The following is a 15,591-nucleotide window of genomic DNA, read 5'->3' as shown; positions in this document are numbered from 1 at the left end:
CACATGTAGTCAGACGGTAGGGTGAATCCGTGGTCACGAGCAGAGCAAGCAGCACCCCCACGGGCGACCGCCGCGTGCGCCGCACCCAGGCGGCCCTGGCACGGGCGCTGCTCCAGCTCGTCGAGGAGCAGGACCTGTCCCGCGTCACCGTCGCCGACGTCGCCGAGCTCGCCGGGGTGAGCCGCTCGACGTTCTACGACCACTACCGCGACGTGCACGAGCTGGCGGAGGCCGCCTGCACCGCGATGATCGACCGGCTGATCGAGTCCCTGCCCGGTGACTTCAACGCGGCCGATCCAGGGCAGGAGGCCACCGAGTCGCTGGAGGCCTTTTTCGCCAGCCTCGCCGAGCACGCGGGGCTCTATCGGGCGTTGCTGGGGCCGCAGGGGAGTGCGCGGGTGGCCGATCACATCCGGCGGCGCAGCACTGTGGCCATCGAGGAGCGGCTGCGGGAGGCGGTGGAGAGGGGGGACGCGGGGGATCTGGTGGGGTCGGCGTTGGGGTTGCCGCTTGATGTGCCGGCCGCTTTTACGGCGGGGGCTTTGATCGGGGTGGCGGCTGAGTGGTTGCAAGGGGGGTGTCGGCGGTCTGCGGGGGAGATGGCGGCTTTGACGTGGCCGTTGTTTCACGCGCTTTATGGCATCGAGGGGCGGCCGTCTGCTTGATCGCGGTGCGCCGGTGATTGTGCCGATGCGCGTGGGCTGCCGGGCGGGGGATCATCGGGGGTGGCCGACTTGCCGGGCCCCTGGAAGGAGATCGCGCGATGGCGGCATTTTCCCTCCCTCGAGTGGCACGGGTCGCGGGTGCGGCGCTGCTCGCCGCGAGCCTGTTTCCCGCGTCGGCGGCTCAGGCTGCGGTCACTCCCGCCGCATCGGCGGTGACTACCGCTTCCGCCGTGACTACCGCTTCGGCCGCAACGACCCCCGCTGCGAGCGCTCTTGCCACAGCAACCTCTAGGACCGCTTTCGCCACAGCAACCGCTCCGGCTGAAACGGTCGCGTCGGCCGCAAGGGCCGCAACGGTGGCTTCGGGAGCCCACCCCATCGCGGCCGGCCTGGTGGACGTGCCGACGGTGGAAGGCCCGCTGCCGGGCGTCTTACCGGGCGACCCCGCCTCACCGGACATCTCCCAGACCTACCCCTGGCTGGCCACCGACGCCGACCTGCGCGAACGCGGCTACGTCGAGCAGGAGTTCCACCTCTCGGGCAACGCCGACGCCTACACCACCACGGGCGAGCTGCTCGCCTCCGACGTGCCGTACCGAACCAGAGTGATCGTCCGCCGCCCGGCGATCCAGGCCACCTTCAACGGCACCGTACTGATGGAGTGGCAGAACGTCACCGCCGGCTACGACCTGGACGCCCTGTGGAGCACCGAGCAGCTCACCCGCGCCGGCTACGCGTGGGTCGGCGTCTCGGCCCAGCGCGTGGGCGTGAACCAGCTCCGCCAGTGGAGCCCCGCCCGATACGGCACCCTCGACGTCACGGGCGGCGGCCAGTTCATGACCGACCAGCTCTCCTACGACGTGTTCTCCCAGGCGGCCAAGGCCATCAAGGCATCCGCCCGCCCCTCCCTCCTGGGCCGCCTGCGCGCGAACACGGTGCTGGCCGTCGGCGCCTCGCAGTCGGCCGGCCGGCTGACCGTCTACTACGACGCCGTGCTGCCGCACCTAGAGAGCGTCTTCGACGGTTACGGCCAGATCGTCGGCCCGGCCCCCACCCGCGCCGGCGCGGAGCCGGTCTTCCAGGTGCTGTCGGAGACGGACGTGCGCTCGCCCGTGCGGCCTCCGGACACCGAGCGGTTCCGCCGCTGGGAGGTGGCCGGCAGCGCACACTCCGGCTGGCACGGCTACAACGCCCGAGTCCCGCTGCTCACCCGCGATCTCGGGGCCGCGCCGACGTACACGTGCGCCAGACCGCCCTTCAGCCGCGTGCCGCTGCACCACGTCCTGGCCGCCGCCTACGACCACCTCACCCGCTGGGCGCGGCGTGGCGTCGCCCCGCCCAGCGCACAGCCCCTGGAGTTCGCCCCGGACGGAACCAAAGCGCGCGACGAGCTGGGGCTGGCGCGTGGGGGCATCCGGCTGTCGCAGGTGGTGGCGCCCAGGGCGCTGAACACGGGCGACAACTCCGGCGAGACGTTCTGCGTACTGTTCGGCACGCACATCCCGTTCACTCAGGAGCAGCTCGACCGGCTGTACCCGACCCACGGCCATTACGTGGCGGCGGTCGTCCGCGCGGACGCCCACAACGTGAAGGCCGGCTACCTGCTCCCCGGCGACGCCCGCCAGAACCTCATCGACACCCGGCCGTGACAGGCGGACGGCGCGGCGATCCCAAGCCTCCGGCCCCAGCTCCGAGTACCGATGGAACGGCGAGACGGCCTTCCCGGCCGGCCCCGAGTCACCCGAGCGGGCGCCGGGCATCTACCTGCGCACTCGCCTCCCGGCGCCCTCGCGCCCACCGCGCTGAGTCCTCCGCACCCCCGCGTCCCGCGACCGCACCCTGCGCACCCTGCCCTCGCGCCCTCTGCACCCCGCCTCCATGCGCCGCGCACACTGCCCCCTGTGGCCCGCACATCACCGCCCCCTGCGCCCCGCACATCACCGCCTCCTGTGGCCCGCGCATCACCGCCTCCTGTGGCCCGCACATCACCGCCCCCTGCGCCCCGCACATCACCGCCCCGTGTGCCCCGCGCCCAAGCCCTCCACGCCGCTCACACCCCCTTGCGTCGTCACCTCTGCACCGCAACGCGACAACCCCTGAGCCACTTTGCCATCGAACGCCTTTTCGATTACGCTCCCACCTCGTGGCCCTAACCCTCACCCTGGAGTCGGCGCGACGACTGGCCGTGATGTGCCAGCACCTGGCCGGCCCCCGCCCCACCGGTGACCTGGAGGGCCTGCGCTCGATCCTGAGCCGCCTGCGCTGCCTGCAGCTCGACCCCGTCAACGCGGTGGCCCGCAGCCACCTCCTCGTGCTCTGGAGCCGAGCCGGCCACTACAGCCCCGCCGACCTCGACACGCTCCTGTGGCAGGAGCGCTGGCTGTTCGAATACTGGGCCCACGCCGCCTCGATCGTGCTGGCCGAGGACTACCCGATCCACCACCTCATGATGCGCCGCTACGCCGAGGGCGAGTCCGACTACGCCCGCATGGTGCACGGCTGGCTGGAAGCCAACGACGTCTTACGTCGCCACGTGCTCGACCGCCTGCGCGAGGCGGGCCCGCTCCCGCCGGGCGCGTTCGAGGACCTCGCCGCCGTGCCGTGGAAGTCCAGCGGCTGGACCAACGGCCGCAACGTCGAACGCATGCTGGACTTCCTGTGGACCCAGGGCCACATCATGGTGGCCGCCAGGCAGGGCCGCACCCGCCACTGGGACCTGGCCGAGCGCTGGCTCCCCGGCTGGACGCAGGCCGAGCCGCTCTCCCAGGAAGCAGCGGTGACCCTGGCGACCGAGCACGCCCTGCGCGCCCTCGGCGTCGCCCGAGCCCCCGACATCGAGAACCACTTCACCCGCAGCCGCTACCCGGGCCTCACCGAGGTGCTCGCCGCCCTGCACCGCTCGGAGCGCATCGTCCCCGTCGCGGTGGAGGGCGGCGACGAGACCTGGTACGCGCACGTGGACGCCCTCGCTCTGCTGGAACGCGACGCCTGGCAACCGCACACCACGCTCCTGTCGCCGTTCGACAACCTCATCTGCGATCGCGAGCGCACCGAGCGCCTGTGGGGGTTCGCGTTCCGCACGGAGATGTACGTCCCCAAGCACAAGCGGCAGTACGGCCACTACATCATGCCGATCCTGCACGGGGAGCGACTGATCGGGCGGCTCGTCCCGCGCATGGACCGGCGGCGCGGGGTGCTGGAGATCGAGGGCGTCTTCCCGGAGGACACCACCACCGACCCGAGCACCGTCCGGGCCGTCGCGAAGGCGATCACCGATCTGGCCGCGTTCGCCGGCGCCCGTGAGGTCGTCCATGGAGAGAAGGTGACAGCGCCGTGGCGGGGCGCTGTCCTGGGGTGATGCGTGGCTTGAGAGCACGACGGTAGCGGCCGCTGTCACACCTGCCTGCCTACCTCGCGCCCGAACAGCAGCCTCACCAGAACGCGACAGATGCGCCGGCCCGGGCCGGTGGTGTGCAGTCAGGCGGACGAGCGCACTGTGTACCGTGCTACCGGCCTCGGCGAGGCCCCGGCGGAGCTCCCAGCCGCAGGGCGGTTGAGGCGGTCGGTACGGATGAGCCGCAGGAGCAGTTGGGCCGGTTTTGACGCCAGAGCGGGATGGGACCTCCCGGCCGAGGGCAGCTCGACAGGTGACTGCAAGGCGACGGCTCTCCCACTTCGGGAACGGCGGTCGCGAGGAAGCAGGAATCGGGGGTACCCGAGATGCGGACCACCATCACCAAGTTCGCCGTCGTCGGCGCTGTGGGCGTAACGGGCCTGCTCGGCGCGGCGGCGACGGCGCAGGCCGACGTGGGCGCGGGTCAAGTGCGGGCGCAGGCCGACGTGGACGCGGGTCAAGTACGGTCCCAGGCCGACGTAGGCGTGGGCCACGGACCAGCCCAGGCCGCCCAGCCGGTGCCGGACGACGACGACCTCCGGGTGGCCGACCCCGAGGGCGCGCCGGTGCGGGCCGGTCCCGGGCCGGCGTACGACATCGTCGATCGCATGGAGTACGGCGAGGCGGTGCAGTACGACGAGACGACCGGCTACGTCGAGATGACGGATGAGGAGGCGGCGGGGCTCGCCGGGACGATGCCCGGTGGTGCCACGTCCGGCGAGATGGCTGAGGACGCCATGCCCGATGGCGAGACGCCTGCGGGTGTCGCCGCGCCCGACGGCGAGATGGCCGATGCAGAGATGCCTGCGGGTGTCGCCGCGGCTGACGGCGAGATGGCCGATGGAGAGATGCCCGGCTACGCCGAGCCAACCGCAGAAGAGGCCGCCATGATGGCTGCTGCCGCGGCCGCCGCCGAAATGGCGGCCGAAGAAACCGCGTCCGGCGAGCTGGCGTCCGGCGAGCTGGCGCCTGGCGAGCTGGCGTCTGGCGAGCCGGCGTCCGGCGACACGTTCATCGGCGAGATGTCGCCCAGCGACACGAATGAGGCCAACGACACCTCCGGCGATTCGGCGGCTCACGACGTCTACACCGACATGACCACCGGCGACCTCTCCGCGCCCTCCACCACCGCATCGAGCGACTAGGCAACCACCGCCTACCCGGCCTCGTACATCGTCCAGCAAGTAGCGAACGCGATCGGCCCGAGCACCTCGGAGAACGCCTGGCTCGACGTCGACAACGGCTACATCTGGCTCGGCGACGTCGAACCCGACTGACGGCGCCCCCGGCTGAGTCCGGAAGCGTACCCACCCTCAGCAGCACCCACCGAGCCCCGGCACCCCGCCACAGCCGGGGCTCACCCCAGCTCAACCCGCAACGGCCGCACAGAATCCCGAACGATGATGTGCGTCCCGAGCAACACATGCCGAGCCGGCGCCGCCCCCTTGTCCTGCCGCCGTTCGAGTGCCAGCCGCACCGCAGTCCGCCCCAGCTCCTCGTGCGGCACATGCACGGTGGTGAGGTCGATGTCCACGGACGGCGGCAGATCGTCGAAGCCCACCATGGAGATGTCATCAGGCACCCGAAGCCCCTGCTCGCGCAGCGCCTGGCGGGCGCCGGCCGCGATGAGGTCGTTGCCCGCGAAGACGGCGGTGAAGTCGGGCGGGCCGGCCGCGAGGCGTTCGCGGATCATGCGGTACCCCTCGCTGCGCTCCATCGTGCCGTCGACCTCCAGGCCCGGGTCGTGCGGGACGCGGTGGTCGGCGAGGGCGTTGCGGTAGCCGGTGATGCGGCTGTCGGAGGTGGTGTAGCCCTCGTGCCTGCCGAGGAAGAGGATGCGCCGGTGCCCTGCCGAGAGCAGGTGGCTGGTGATGGCGTAGGCGCCGCCGGTGTTGTCGTACTCGACGACGAGGGCCGGCACGTCCGGCCCGAGCGTGGGACGTCCGCACAGGACGAGCTGCGAGCCGGCCGCGGCGAGCGCGCGGGCGTAGTCGGCCATGCGTTCGCGGTAGGCGTCGTTGTTGACGACGTTCCCGACGAGGATCACGCATTCGGCGTGCTCCTGCCGCATGAGCTGGACGGTGGCCAGCTCGCGCTCCGGATCGCCGCCGGTGGTGCCGACGATGCACAGCTTGCCCTCGAGCGCCGCCTGCGTCTGCACCCCCTGGGCGACGTGGGCGTAGTGCGGGGACACGACGGAGTTGACGATGATGGCGACGCTGCGGCTGCTGGCTCCGGCGAGGTTGCGGGCGTTGGCGTTGGCGACGTAGTCGAGCTCGCGCACCGCCTTCATGACCTTGCTGCGGGTGGCCGGGGCGCTGGGGTAGGAGCCCGACAGGATGCGGGACACCGTGGCCACGGACACGCCCGCGTGCGCGGCCACGTCACGGATCGTCGTCGGCCGCCGCTCCCCGCTGTCGGACGTCGCACGCCGGACCATGCCACCTCCCGGTGAAACACATGGGTAAACCGCTTACACGCGATGTTTCCGCCTGGCCGTCGCGGCGTCAACTCGTTTCCCGCCATGCCGAGGCGAGGAGCAGAGGTTAAACGCTTACTACTAGATGGCGGATAAGTCTCTATTTCCCCGACTTAGTGGCCTAGTATCCGCTTTATGCCTGATGAGCACCGTACCCGAGAGCATTGGGAAGCCACGGCGGACCACCTGCTGAACTCCGTGCTGCCGTACGCGACCGACGGCTTCGCCCAATACCGCCTGCCGGGCACGGCCAGCAGGTCGGGGCCGGTGAGTGACGGCCTCGAAGGGTACGCGCGCACGTTCCTGCTCGCCGCGTTCAGGATCGCCGGAGCGCGCGGCGACGTGCCGCCGGCGCTGCTGGAGCGGTACGCGAGCGGTTTGATCGCGGGTACCGATCCGGCGCACCCGTACGCGTGGCCCGCGCTCACGGACATGTCGCAGCAGCTCGTCGAGGCGGCCTCGATCGCGCTGGCGCTGCACGAGACGCGGCCGTGGCTGTTCGACCGGCTCTCGGAGGGGGAGCGGGAGCGGGTGGTGGAGTGGCTGGCCGGGTTCGTGGGGCGGCGTACGCCGGAGAACAACTGGGTGCTGTTCCGGGTGATCGTCGAGCAGTTCCTGGCCGAGGTGGGCGGGCCGTACGAACCGTCCGAGATCAGCGGCGGCCTGGACCGCATCGAGGAGTGGTACGTCGGCGACGGCTGGTACTCCGACGGCAAGGGCAAGAACTTCGACTACTACTGCGGCTGGGCGCTGCACCTGTATCCGTCGCTGTGGGCCAGGATGAGCGGTGACACGGCCAGGCAGGAGCTGTACGCGGGCCGGCTGCGCCGCTTCCTCGAGCAGTACCAGCACTTCTTCGCCGCCGACGGCGGGCCCGTGCACCAGGGGCGCTCGCTGACGTACCGGTTCGCGACGGTGGCGCCGCTGTGGCTGGGCGCGCTCACCGGCGCGACGCCCCTCCCGCCCGGCCGCACCCGCCGCATCGCCGGCCGCGTGCTGCGCCACTTCGCCGAGCGCGGCGCGCCGGACGAGCGCGGCCTGCTCACCATCGGCTGGTACGACGCGTTCCCGCCCATCGCCCAGTCCTACTCGGGGCCGGCGTCGCCGTACTGGGCCAGCAAGGCGTTCCTCGGCCTCCTGCTTCCGGCCGGCCACCCCGTCTGGACGGCACCCGAGGAGGCCGCGCCCGTCGAGCTGGCCGACCAGTCGCTGACCATGCCCGCTCCCGGCTGGCTCCTGCACACCACCAGCGCGGATGGCGTCGTCCGCCTGGTCAACCACGGCAGCGACCGCGACCGCGTCCAGCCGCCCGATGGTGCTCCTGACCCGTATTACACCAAGCTCGCCTACACCAGCCACACGGGGCCGGAGGTGGGGGAGCGGGCGCAGGACGTGGACAACCGCGTGACCGTCATCGCCTCTGACGGTACCGCCTCGCTGCGCCGTCACATCGAGCCGCTCGCCGCTTCCGACCGCTTCGCCGCCTCTGCTTACCAGGATGGTCCGGTGCGTGTTGTGACCGCGTCCGTGGTGGACGGGGCGGCGGAGATCAGGATTCACCGGGTTACGGCGCCGAGCGGGCATCAGGTGCGGGATGGTGGCCATGCCCTGGCCGCGATGGCTGAGCCGGCGCTGCGGGAGGAGGCTGGTCTGGCGCTTGCCGGGCGTCCGGATGGGCTGACCAGTGCTGTCCGTGCTCTGCATGGTTTTACGAGTACGGGCGTGGTCACGTCTGTGGGTACCAATGCGTACGGGCATTACTCCGCTACGCCGTATGTCTTGGCGGCGGGTCACCCGGGTGGCACTGCGCTCTATGTGAGCCTTGTCTGGCTGGGTGGTGTGCCGGAGGAAGGGCCGCCTGTTCCCGTTGTCCGGGTGGAGGAAGGGGATGTGGTTGTCGTGTCCCTGGTCGGGGGCGGGATGGTGATGGTGGACATGGGGGGCGAGGTGCCGGTGGTGGGTCGTCGGGATCGCACGGAGCCGCGATCGTAGCCGGGCCCGAGAGGGCTGTCTGGAGGGGAGGGTGCTGCGCCAGTTGAGGGTCCGCCGGTGGGGGTGGTCTTCGGGCGATGGCGGGGGTGGGCGGCGCCTGTGGCGGCGGTGTGATGGTGCGCGCGGTTGGGGGCTGATGGTGGGGGAGTGGGGGGTGATCGCGTTGCGTATGGTCTCGCGGGTAGGGCGCGGCGGGCAGGGCGCGGCAGGCAGGGCGCGGCGCTGGGTAGTTCCTCAGCTGACGGCGAAGAGCAGGGCGGCGCTGAGGAGCACGACCACGGCGGTCGCGAAATGGATGCCGAACGCCACCGCCTTCGTCCCCCCATGCCGCAGCACGATCACCGTGTCCCCCAACGGCACCAGGGCGACGACCACCATGAACCAGGCGGCGGCCAGCGGGCCGACGAAGGCCAGGAGTGCCAGGCCGAGCAGTCCGAAGCTGCCGTCGCGCAGTCCCTTGATCGTGAGGAAGGCCGGGTCGCCGTCCTCCTTGGCGGGGACGCCGTAGCCGGCGGCTGCGGGGCGCGGTGCGAGAAGGAAGCGGGCGCCGATGAACAGCACCAGCAGATTGAGGGCGATGGCCAGGCCGTAGGCAGCGTAAGTGAGCATGTCCGTCCTTAAGTGCTAGCAGTGCTAGGAATAGGAGCAACGCTAGCACTAGCGGTGACAGAATCGCTAGCGGTGCTAGATTTGGAGGCATGTCGATGCAGACGCGCCGGGAGCGAGTGCGGGCCGAGCGGGAGAAGATGATCATTACGGCGGCTCGGGAGCTGGCCGAGGCCGAGGGGTGGGAGGCGGTGACGACGCGGCGGCTGGCTGAGCGGGTCGAGTACAGCCAGCCGGTGCTCTACAGCCACTTCAAGGGCAAGGACGCGATCGTGACCGCTGTGGCGGTGGAGGGGTTCGCCAGCCTGGGTGAGGAGTTGCGGGCTGCCCGTATGGAGGCGGTGGACGCGGCCGGGGCTCTGGAGGGCGTCGCGCGGGCGTATACGGCGTTCGCTGGGTGGCGGCCGGCGCTTTATGACGCGATGTTTCATCAGCGGGTGGATCTGCCGTTCGCCGATCCTGACGCGCCGCCTGCCTTGTGGGCGGCGTGGGGGGAGCTGGCTGAGGCCGTTCGGCCGTATGCGGATGACGATGGTGATGAGGAGGGGGTGGGGGTGCTGACCGAGACGTTCTGGGCGGCGCTGCATGGGCTGGCGACGCTCATGCGCTCAGGAAGGCTGCCGGCTCATGGTCATGAGCGCAGGCTCGCCATCCTTCTGTCGCGCTTCACCACGTGATGATGGGGTTGGTGTGGGGGCCTCGGCTTGCGCGCTGGGTGATGGGGTTGGTGTGGGGCGGCGGGCTGCGCGCTGGGTGAGGAGGATGATGTGCTGCGGCTTGCGCGCTGGGTGATGAGGTAGGGGTGGCTCGGCTTGCGCGCCGAGTGATGAGCTGAGGTGCTTCGGCTGGCGCATCGGGGTGATGGATGGGCGTGCTTCGGCTGGCGACGATGTCCGGGTTCCATGCATGGGGTCATGGGCAGGGCAGGGTAGGGCCCCTCAGGGCATCGCTGCCTGTCAAGGGAGCCTCCGCGAATCCACGGGGGACGCTTCTCGCCGTGATACTCACGATCATTGCGCGAGTCGTCCTCGACCGCCCGAATAAGCCTGGCGGGCTTTCCGCAGGTTCGGGTGTCAGGGGTGGGGTGGTCGGAGGGGCATGATCGGTATACGTTCGGGCGAAACCGGTCCTCCTCCGAAGGAGTGCGTACCGTGCGATTACGGTTTCTGGCCGCCCTGGCGGCCTTGCTGGCTCTCGTCCTGCCCGCCGCCTCGGCCACCGCCGCGGCCCAGGACGATCTGTTGGAACGGCTCAAGGCCATCACCGGACTGACCGTCGTGTCGGAGACCCAGCCGGCGGGCTATCGGTTCTTCGTCCTGAGCTACACGCAGCCCGCCGACCACCGGGACCCCGGTGCGGGCACCTTCCAGCAGCGGCTCACCCTGCTCCACCGCTCGGAGCAGGCGCCCGTCGTGCTCGCCACCAGCGGGTACGGGCTGCCGGTGAACCCGACGGCCTCGCGTACCGAGCCGACCCGCCTGATCGACGGCAACCAGGTGTCCGTCGAGCACCGGTTCTTCCGCTCCTCCCGCCCGTCCCCGGCTGACTGGCACGATCTGACCATCTGGCAGGAGGCGACCGACGAGCACCGGATCGTGCAGGCGCTCAGGACGATCTACTCCGGGAAGTGGATCCAGACGGGCGTGAGCAAGGGCGGGATGACCTCCGTCTACCACCGCCGCTTCTATCCCGACGATGTGGACGGCGTGGTGGCCTACGTCGCGCCGAACGACCCGATCAACCCGCTGGACCACGCCTACGACCGCTTCTTCGCCCGCGTCGGCACCGAGTCCTGCCGTACCGCGCTGGAGGACGTGCAGCGTGAGGCGCTCAAGCGGCGCGCGCGGATGGTGGCGCTGCTGGAGGCGGACGCCGCGCGCAACGGTTACACCTTCGCCAGAACGCTGGGCAGCGCCGACCGGTCGTTCGAGATGACGATCCTGGACACGGCGTGGGCGTTCTGGCAGTACTCCGGCGTGGCCGACTGCGCGTCCGTGCCGCCCGCGACCGCCACGGACGAGGAACTGTACGCCTGGATCGACAACGTCGCCTCGTTCAGCTTCTACACCGACCAGGGCATGGAGTACTACGCGCCGTACTACTACCAGGCGGCCACCCAGCTCGGCTGGCCCGACCTCGCCTTCCGGCACCTGCGCGGGCTGACCCGGTATCGGGGGCTCTACCAGCCCAACTCGGTGCTTCCCGTGGAGCTGCGCTCCCGGCACGATCCGCGGCCGATGCTGGACGTGGACCTCTGGGTGCGTACGCGGTCGGAGCGGATGTTGTTCGTCTACGGTGAGAATGATCCGTGGAGTGCTGAGCGGTTCGTGCCGAGCAGGCGCGATTCCCATCTGTACGTGGCGCCGGGCGCCAACCATGGGGCGTCCATCGCGTTGTTGTCCGAGGCTGATCGGGTGGCGGCGACGGATACGTTGCTGCGGTGGGCCGAGGTGGCTCCGGCTCGGCGGCTTCCGGAGGCGGCGCCACTGCCGGACGATCCCATGTTGCCTGATCGTCATCACGTCCGCTGAGTAGCCGGGTGACGCGTCGTGGGTCACGGGTTGGGTTCTGAACGCATCCGTGACCCACGCCCGCGTTGCACGCCACAGCAGGCGTCCCGGCCTCAGCCCCAGTCTTAGTCCTAGTTCCAGCCGCAGCCGCGACCGCAGCCGCGACCGCAGCCGCAGCCGCAGCCGCAGCCGCGACCGCAACCACAGCCGCAACCACAGCCACGACTACAGCCACGACCACAGCCGCGGCGAGGAGCTCAGCTGAGGATGGTCGCCGCCGCGCCCCACGACTTCAGCTGCTGCCTGATCTCCTCCCGCGCCGGCAAGGCGAGTGCCTCCTCATAAGCCTGTTCCAGCAACGCGCCGATGTTCACCCGTTCACCGGTCTCGGCCGACCGGACGGCCGCCTCCACCATGGCCAGGCTGCGCAGGTTGCCCTTGATCGAGCCGGCCGGCTCCGCGCCCGTCCGGACCGCGCCCACGAACTCGACGAGCGCGCCGGCGATCTGCTCGTGCGCGCCCGGCGGGACCTCCTCCTCCACCCCCGCCGCGCTGGAGGTGACGCGTCCCTCACCGTCCCAGGTGGCGGTGCCGCCGGCGCCGACGGCTCGCCATTCGCCGTTCCAGGACGTGTCCCGGCCCTCCGCGCACCAGCTGCCGGTGAAGACGTATCGGGTGCCGTCGGAGAAGAGGAACGTGGCGGTGGCCGACGCGTCGCCCTGGTACCAGCTCCAGGCGGGGTTCCAGCTTTCGCACACGACCGAGACCGGTTCCGCGCCGAGCAGGAAGCGGCTGGCGTCGAAGGCGTGGATGGCCATGTCGATCAGGAGGGGGTGGGGCATCTCGTCGCGGAAGCCGCCGAAGTGGGGGGCGCGGAAGAAGTCGGTGGTGAGCAGGCCGGGGGCGCCGAGTTGGGTGATCCGGTCGCGGAAGGTGGTCAGGGCGGCGAAGTAGCGGCGGGACTGGCTGATCATCAGGAGCCGGCCGGTGGCCTCGGCGGCTGCGGCCTGGACGAGGGCTTCGGCGAGGGTCGGGGCGGCCGGTTTCTCGCACAGGACGGGGAGGCCGGCGAAGAGCGCCTCGATGTTGACCGTGCTGTGCGCCGCCGGGATGGTGACGTTCACGACCGCGTCGGCGTCGACCACGGCGAGCAGCTCACCGAGCGAACCGGCCACCCTGACCGGGCCGCCGCTCACCCCGGCGCCCGTGAGGCCGGCCGCGCGTACGGCGGCCTCCGCCCGCCCCACATCCAGATCGGCCACCCCCACGACCTCGACCTCCTCGGCTCCGGCCAGCGTACGCAGCCAGGCCGCCCCCATGGCCCCGGCCCCCACCTGCACCACTCGCACCGGCCGCCCACTCACTGAGCGCCCTCCTTGTTGTGCATCGCCCCCCGGTACCCGTGCCCGTTGAAGAAGTCGCCCACCTCGTACCGCAGCAAGGTGGGCAACTCCCGCCGCCCCGGATCCCCGGCCGCCCACTCCACGCCGTTGGCGATGACCTGCAGCACGTCGGGGTGGTGATAGACGGGATAGTCCTGATCCCCGGGGCTGAAGTAGAAGATCTTGCCATTGCCCCGCCGGAACGTGCACCCGCTCCTGAACACCTCACCCCCGCTGAACGAACTGATGAAGATCAGCTCGTCGGGCGTCGGGATGTCGAACTGCTCCCCGTACATCTCCTGGGCGGGGATCTCGATCGGGTGCGGGACGCCGCGCGCGATGGGGTGGCTCGGCGCGACCGTCCAGATCAGCTCGCGGTCGTTCTCGCTGCGCCACCGCAGCGTGCACGTGGTGCCCATCAGCTTGGTGAAGATCTTCGACCAGTGGCCGGAGTGCAGCACCAGCAACCCCATGCCCGACAGGACGTGCCGGTGCACGCGCTCCACCACCTCGTCCGCCACCTCCCCATGGGCGGCGTGCCCCCACCACGTCAGCACGTCGGTTTCGGCGAGCACCTCTTCGGTGAGCCCGTGCTCGGGGTCGTCAAGGGTGGCGGTCCGTACGGTCGCCCGCTCGCCCAGCCGGGCCTCCACCCCCCGCCGGATGGCGTTGTGCATGCCGTCCGGGTAGATCTTGGCGACTTCGGGCTCGGCCTGCTCGTGGCGGTTCTCGCCCCACACCAGGACACGGATCGTCATATCAGGGAACTCCTCACTTGACGGCGCCGGCGACGGCGCCTGCCGCGATGTAACGCTGCGCGAAGATCAGGAGCAGGGCCGCGGGGACGGAGGCGAGCACCGCCGTGGCCATCACCGTGTCCCAGTCCTGCGTGTTCGCGCTGATGTAGTCGTAGATGCCGAGGGTGATGGGCCGGACTTCCGGCGTGCTGGTCAGGGTCAGGGCGAACAGGAAGTCGCTCCACGCCGACAGGAACGTGAACAGGGCGGCCGTCACGATCGCGTTCTTGCTGATCGGCACCACGATCGAGACGAACGCCCGCAGGTGACCGGCCCCGTCCACCATCGCCGCCTCCACCAGCGCCCGCGGGATGGATCCCATGAACGCCCGGATGAGCAGCACCGCGAACGGGATGCCCGCGGCCGTGTTGGCGAGGATCAGGCCGAAGACGTTGTTGATCAGGAAGAGCGAGTTGAACAGCGGGTAGAGCGCGTTCGCGATGACCATGGCGGGGATCATCTGCGTGATCAGCAGCACCAGTACGAACGCGCTCGCGCCGCGCGAGCGGATGCGGGACAGGCCGTAGGCGGCCGGGGTGGCGATGATCAGGGTGAGGACGACGGTGCCGAGGGCGATGAGCAGGCTGGTGACGAAGTTCGGGCCCTGCTCGGTGATGGCCTTCTCGTAGCCGGAGAACGTGGCGTCGAGCGGGAACCAGTCTCTGGTGGTGGCACCGGAGCTGGACTGCAGGCTGCTGTTGACCATCCAGTAGACCGGGAAGAGCATCACGGCCAGGAAGAGGACGCCCAGGGCGGTCAAGGGTAGCCGGCGCAGGTCGAGGTTCCTGCGCGCGGCTCTCGGCACGAGCGGGATGTTGAGGCTCATTCGGTCGGCTCCCGGCGCGTGAGATACAGGTAGACCAGGGCGAAGACGAGGGACACGACGATGAGCACGTTGCTGATCGCGGCACCCTGCCCGAAGTCGAACTCCACAAAAGACTTGTTGTACGCGTTCGTCGCCAGCGTCTGCGTGGAGTTGGCCGGGCCGCCACCGGTCAGGCCGAGGATGATGTCGACGACCTTGAGCGTGTACACCACGCCGAGCACGATCACGACGCTGACCACGGGCCGCAGGTTCGGCCACGTGATGTGCCGGAACGCCTTCCACCCGGTCGCCCCGTCCAGCGACCCCGCCTCGTACAACTCCTTCGGGACCGCCTGCAGCCCGCTGTAGAGGATGGCGACGTTGAACGGGATGCCCAGCCAGATGTTCACCCCGATCACGCCGATGAGCGCGAGCGTCGGATCGACCAGCCAGGGCACCGCCGGCACCCCGAACAGGCCGAGGAACTGGTTGAGCGCGCCGCTCTCCTGGTCGAGCAGCCACTTCCAGACGGCGCTGGAGGCGATCAGCGGGATCAGCCACGGCAGCAGCAGCATGGCCCGCAGGAACCCGCCGAGCGGGAAGTTGCGCTTGAAGAACAGCGCCAGCGCCAGCCCGATCACGAACTGGAAGGTGATCGACCCGATCGTGAACAGCGCGGTGTTCACCAGGGTCGTCGTGAACAGGTAGCTCGACAGGATCGTCGCGTAGTTGGCCACACCCACCCAGGGCGCCCGGCCGCTGTAGAACGTCGCGGTCGTGTACTCCTGGAAGCTCATGACGGCGTTCTGCACGATCGGATAGCCGAAGAACATCGCCACGAACACGATCGCGGGCAGGCAGAACAGCCACGGCGTGGCCCGCCGCAGCAACCGGGCCCACCTCGACGTGCGGCGCTCGCCCGCCGCGATCGGCAGGCTCAGCTGGGCTGAGGTCATCAACG

13 protein-coding genes are annotated in these 15,591 nt (G+C 70.3%); 7 read left to right on the top strand and 6 right to left on the bottom strand.

Features of this window, described 5'->3' with window-relative positions:
* Positions 1-29: 29 nt before the first annotated feature.
* The 4 genes from LCN96_RS44435 (at position 30) to LCN96_RS44420 (ending at position 5,204) form a co-directional block, all read left to right on the top strand.
* A complete protein-coding gene (locus LCN96_RS44435; protein WP_225268414.1) occupies positions 30-665 on the top strand; it encodes a TetR/AcrR family transcriptional regulator in 636 nt (211 codons plus the stop codon).
* A 356-nt stretch (positions 666-1,021) separates the two neighbouring features.
* Positions 1,022-2,314 (top strand): alpha/beta hydrolase domain-containing protein, encoded by a 1,293-nt coding sequence (locus LCN96_RS44430; RefSeq protein WP_225268413.1) that lies wholly within the window; start codon positions 1,022-1,024, stop codon positions 2,312-2,314.
* A gap of 494 nt (positions 2,315-2,808) precedes the next feature.
* Positions 2,809-4,023 (top strand): winged helix-turn-helix domain-containing protein, encoded by a 1,215-nt coding sequence (locus LCN96_RS44425; RefSeq protein ID WP_225268412.1) that lies wholly within the window; start codon positions 2,809-2,811, stop codon positions 4,021-4,023.
* A 362-nt stretch (positions 4,024-4,385) separates the two neighbouring features.
* Positions 4,386-5,204, top strand: a complete 819-nt coding sequence (locus LCN96_RS44420) for a hypothetical protein (RefSeq protein ID WP_225268411.1) — start codon at positions 4,386-4,388, stop codon at positions 5,202-5,204.
* 212 nt (positions 5,205-5,416) lie between these two features.
* Here LCN96_RS44420 and LCN96_RS44415 read toward each other — a convergent pair whose 3' ends face one another.
* The gene (locus LCN96_RS44415) at positions 5,417-6,499 is read right to left on the bottom strand and encodes a LacI family DNA-binding transcriptional regulator (RefSeq protein WP_225268410.1); all 1,083 of its coding nucleotides are present in this window, start codon (positions 6,497-6,499) and stop codon (positions 5,417-5,419) included.
* A gap of 174 nt (positions 6,500-6,673) precedes the next feature.
* Here LCN96_RS44415 and LCN96_RS57240 point away from each other — a divergent pair, with 174 nt between their 5' ends.
* Complete coding sequence (locus LCN96_RS57240; RefSeq protein WP_311132086.1) at positions 6,674-8,530, top strand: DUF2264 domain-containing protein; 1,857 nt, start codon at positions 6,674-6,676, stop codon at positions 8,528-8,530.
* Between the two features lie 234 nt (positions 8,531-8,764).
* Here the strand turns inward: LCN96_RS57240 and LCN96_RS44405 are convergent, their stop codons facing one another.
* On the bottom strand, positions 8,765-9,139 hold the full coding sequence (locus LCN96_RS44405; RefSeq protein WP_225268409.1) for a DUF4267 domain-containing protein: 375 nt from the start codon (positions 9,137-9,139) through the stop codon (positions 8,765-8,767).
* A gap of 89 nt (positions 9,140-9,228) precedes the next feature.
* On the opposite strand from LCN96_RS44405, the gene LCN96_RS44400 reads away from it, so the two are divergent.
* Both LCN96_RS44400 and LCN96_RS44395 read left to right on the top strand, forming a co-directional pair.
* Positions 9,229-9,813 carry a TetR/AcrR family transcriptional regulator gene (locus tag LCN96_RS44400; protein WP_225268408.1) on the top strand — a complete coding sequence of 195 codons (585 nt, stop codon included), beginning with the start codon at positions 9,229-9,231 and terminating at the stop codon, positions 9,811-9,813.
* Between the two features lie 474 nt (positions 9,814-10,287).
* Entirely contained in the window at positions 10,288-11,667 is a 1,380-nt protein-coding gene (locus LCN96_RS44395; RefSeq protein ID WP_225268407.1) for a S28 family serine protease, read from the top strand.
* A 236-nt stretch (positions 11,668-11,903) separates the two neighbouring features.
* On the opposite strand, the gene LCN96_RS44390 is transcribed toward LCN96_RS44395, so the two are convergent.
* From LCN96_RS44390 to LCN96_RS44375, 4 genes are read right to left on the bottom strand one after another with little or no spacing between them, the layout of a single operon-like run.
* Complete coding sequence (locus LCN96_RS44390) at positions 11,904-13,010, bottom strand: Gfo/Idh/MocA family protein (protein ID WP_225268406.1); 1,107 nt, start codon at positions 13,008-13,010, stop codon at positions 11,904-11,906.
* On the bottom strand, positions 13,007-13,786 hold the full coding sequence (locus LCN96_RS44385) for a ThuA domain-containing protein (protein ID WP_225268405.1): 780 nt from the start codon (positions 13,784-13,786) through the stop codon (positions 13,007-13,009). The genes LCN96_RS44390 and LCN96_RS44385 overlap by 4 nt, the downstream gene beginning before the upstream one ends.
* Positions 13,787-13,799: 13 nt before the next feature.
* Complete coding sequence (locus LCN96_RS44380; protein WP_225268404.1) at positions 13,800-14,651, bottom strand: carbohydrate ABC transporter permease; 852 nt, start codon at positions 14,649-14,651, stop codon at positions 13,800-13,802.
* Positions 14,648-15,586, bottom strand: a complete 939-nt coding sequence (locus LCN96_RS44375) for a carbohydrate ABC transporter permease (protein WP_225268403.1) — start codon at positions 15,584-15,586, stop codon at positions 14,648-14,650. Before LCN96_RS44375 ends, LCN96_RS44380 begins: the two co-directional genes overlap by 4 nt.
* Positions 15,587-15,591 lie beyond the last annotated feature (5 nt).

Source organism: Nonomuraea gerenzanensis, from assembly GCF_020215645.1.
Classification (GTDB): domain Bacteria; phylum Actinomycetota; class Actinomycetes; order Streptosporangiales; family Streptosporangiaceae; genus Nonomuraea; species Nonomuraea gerenzanensis.
The sequence above is the reverse complement of the archived record's forward strand: the minus strand, read 5'-3'. Positions and strand labels throughout refer to the sequence as shown.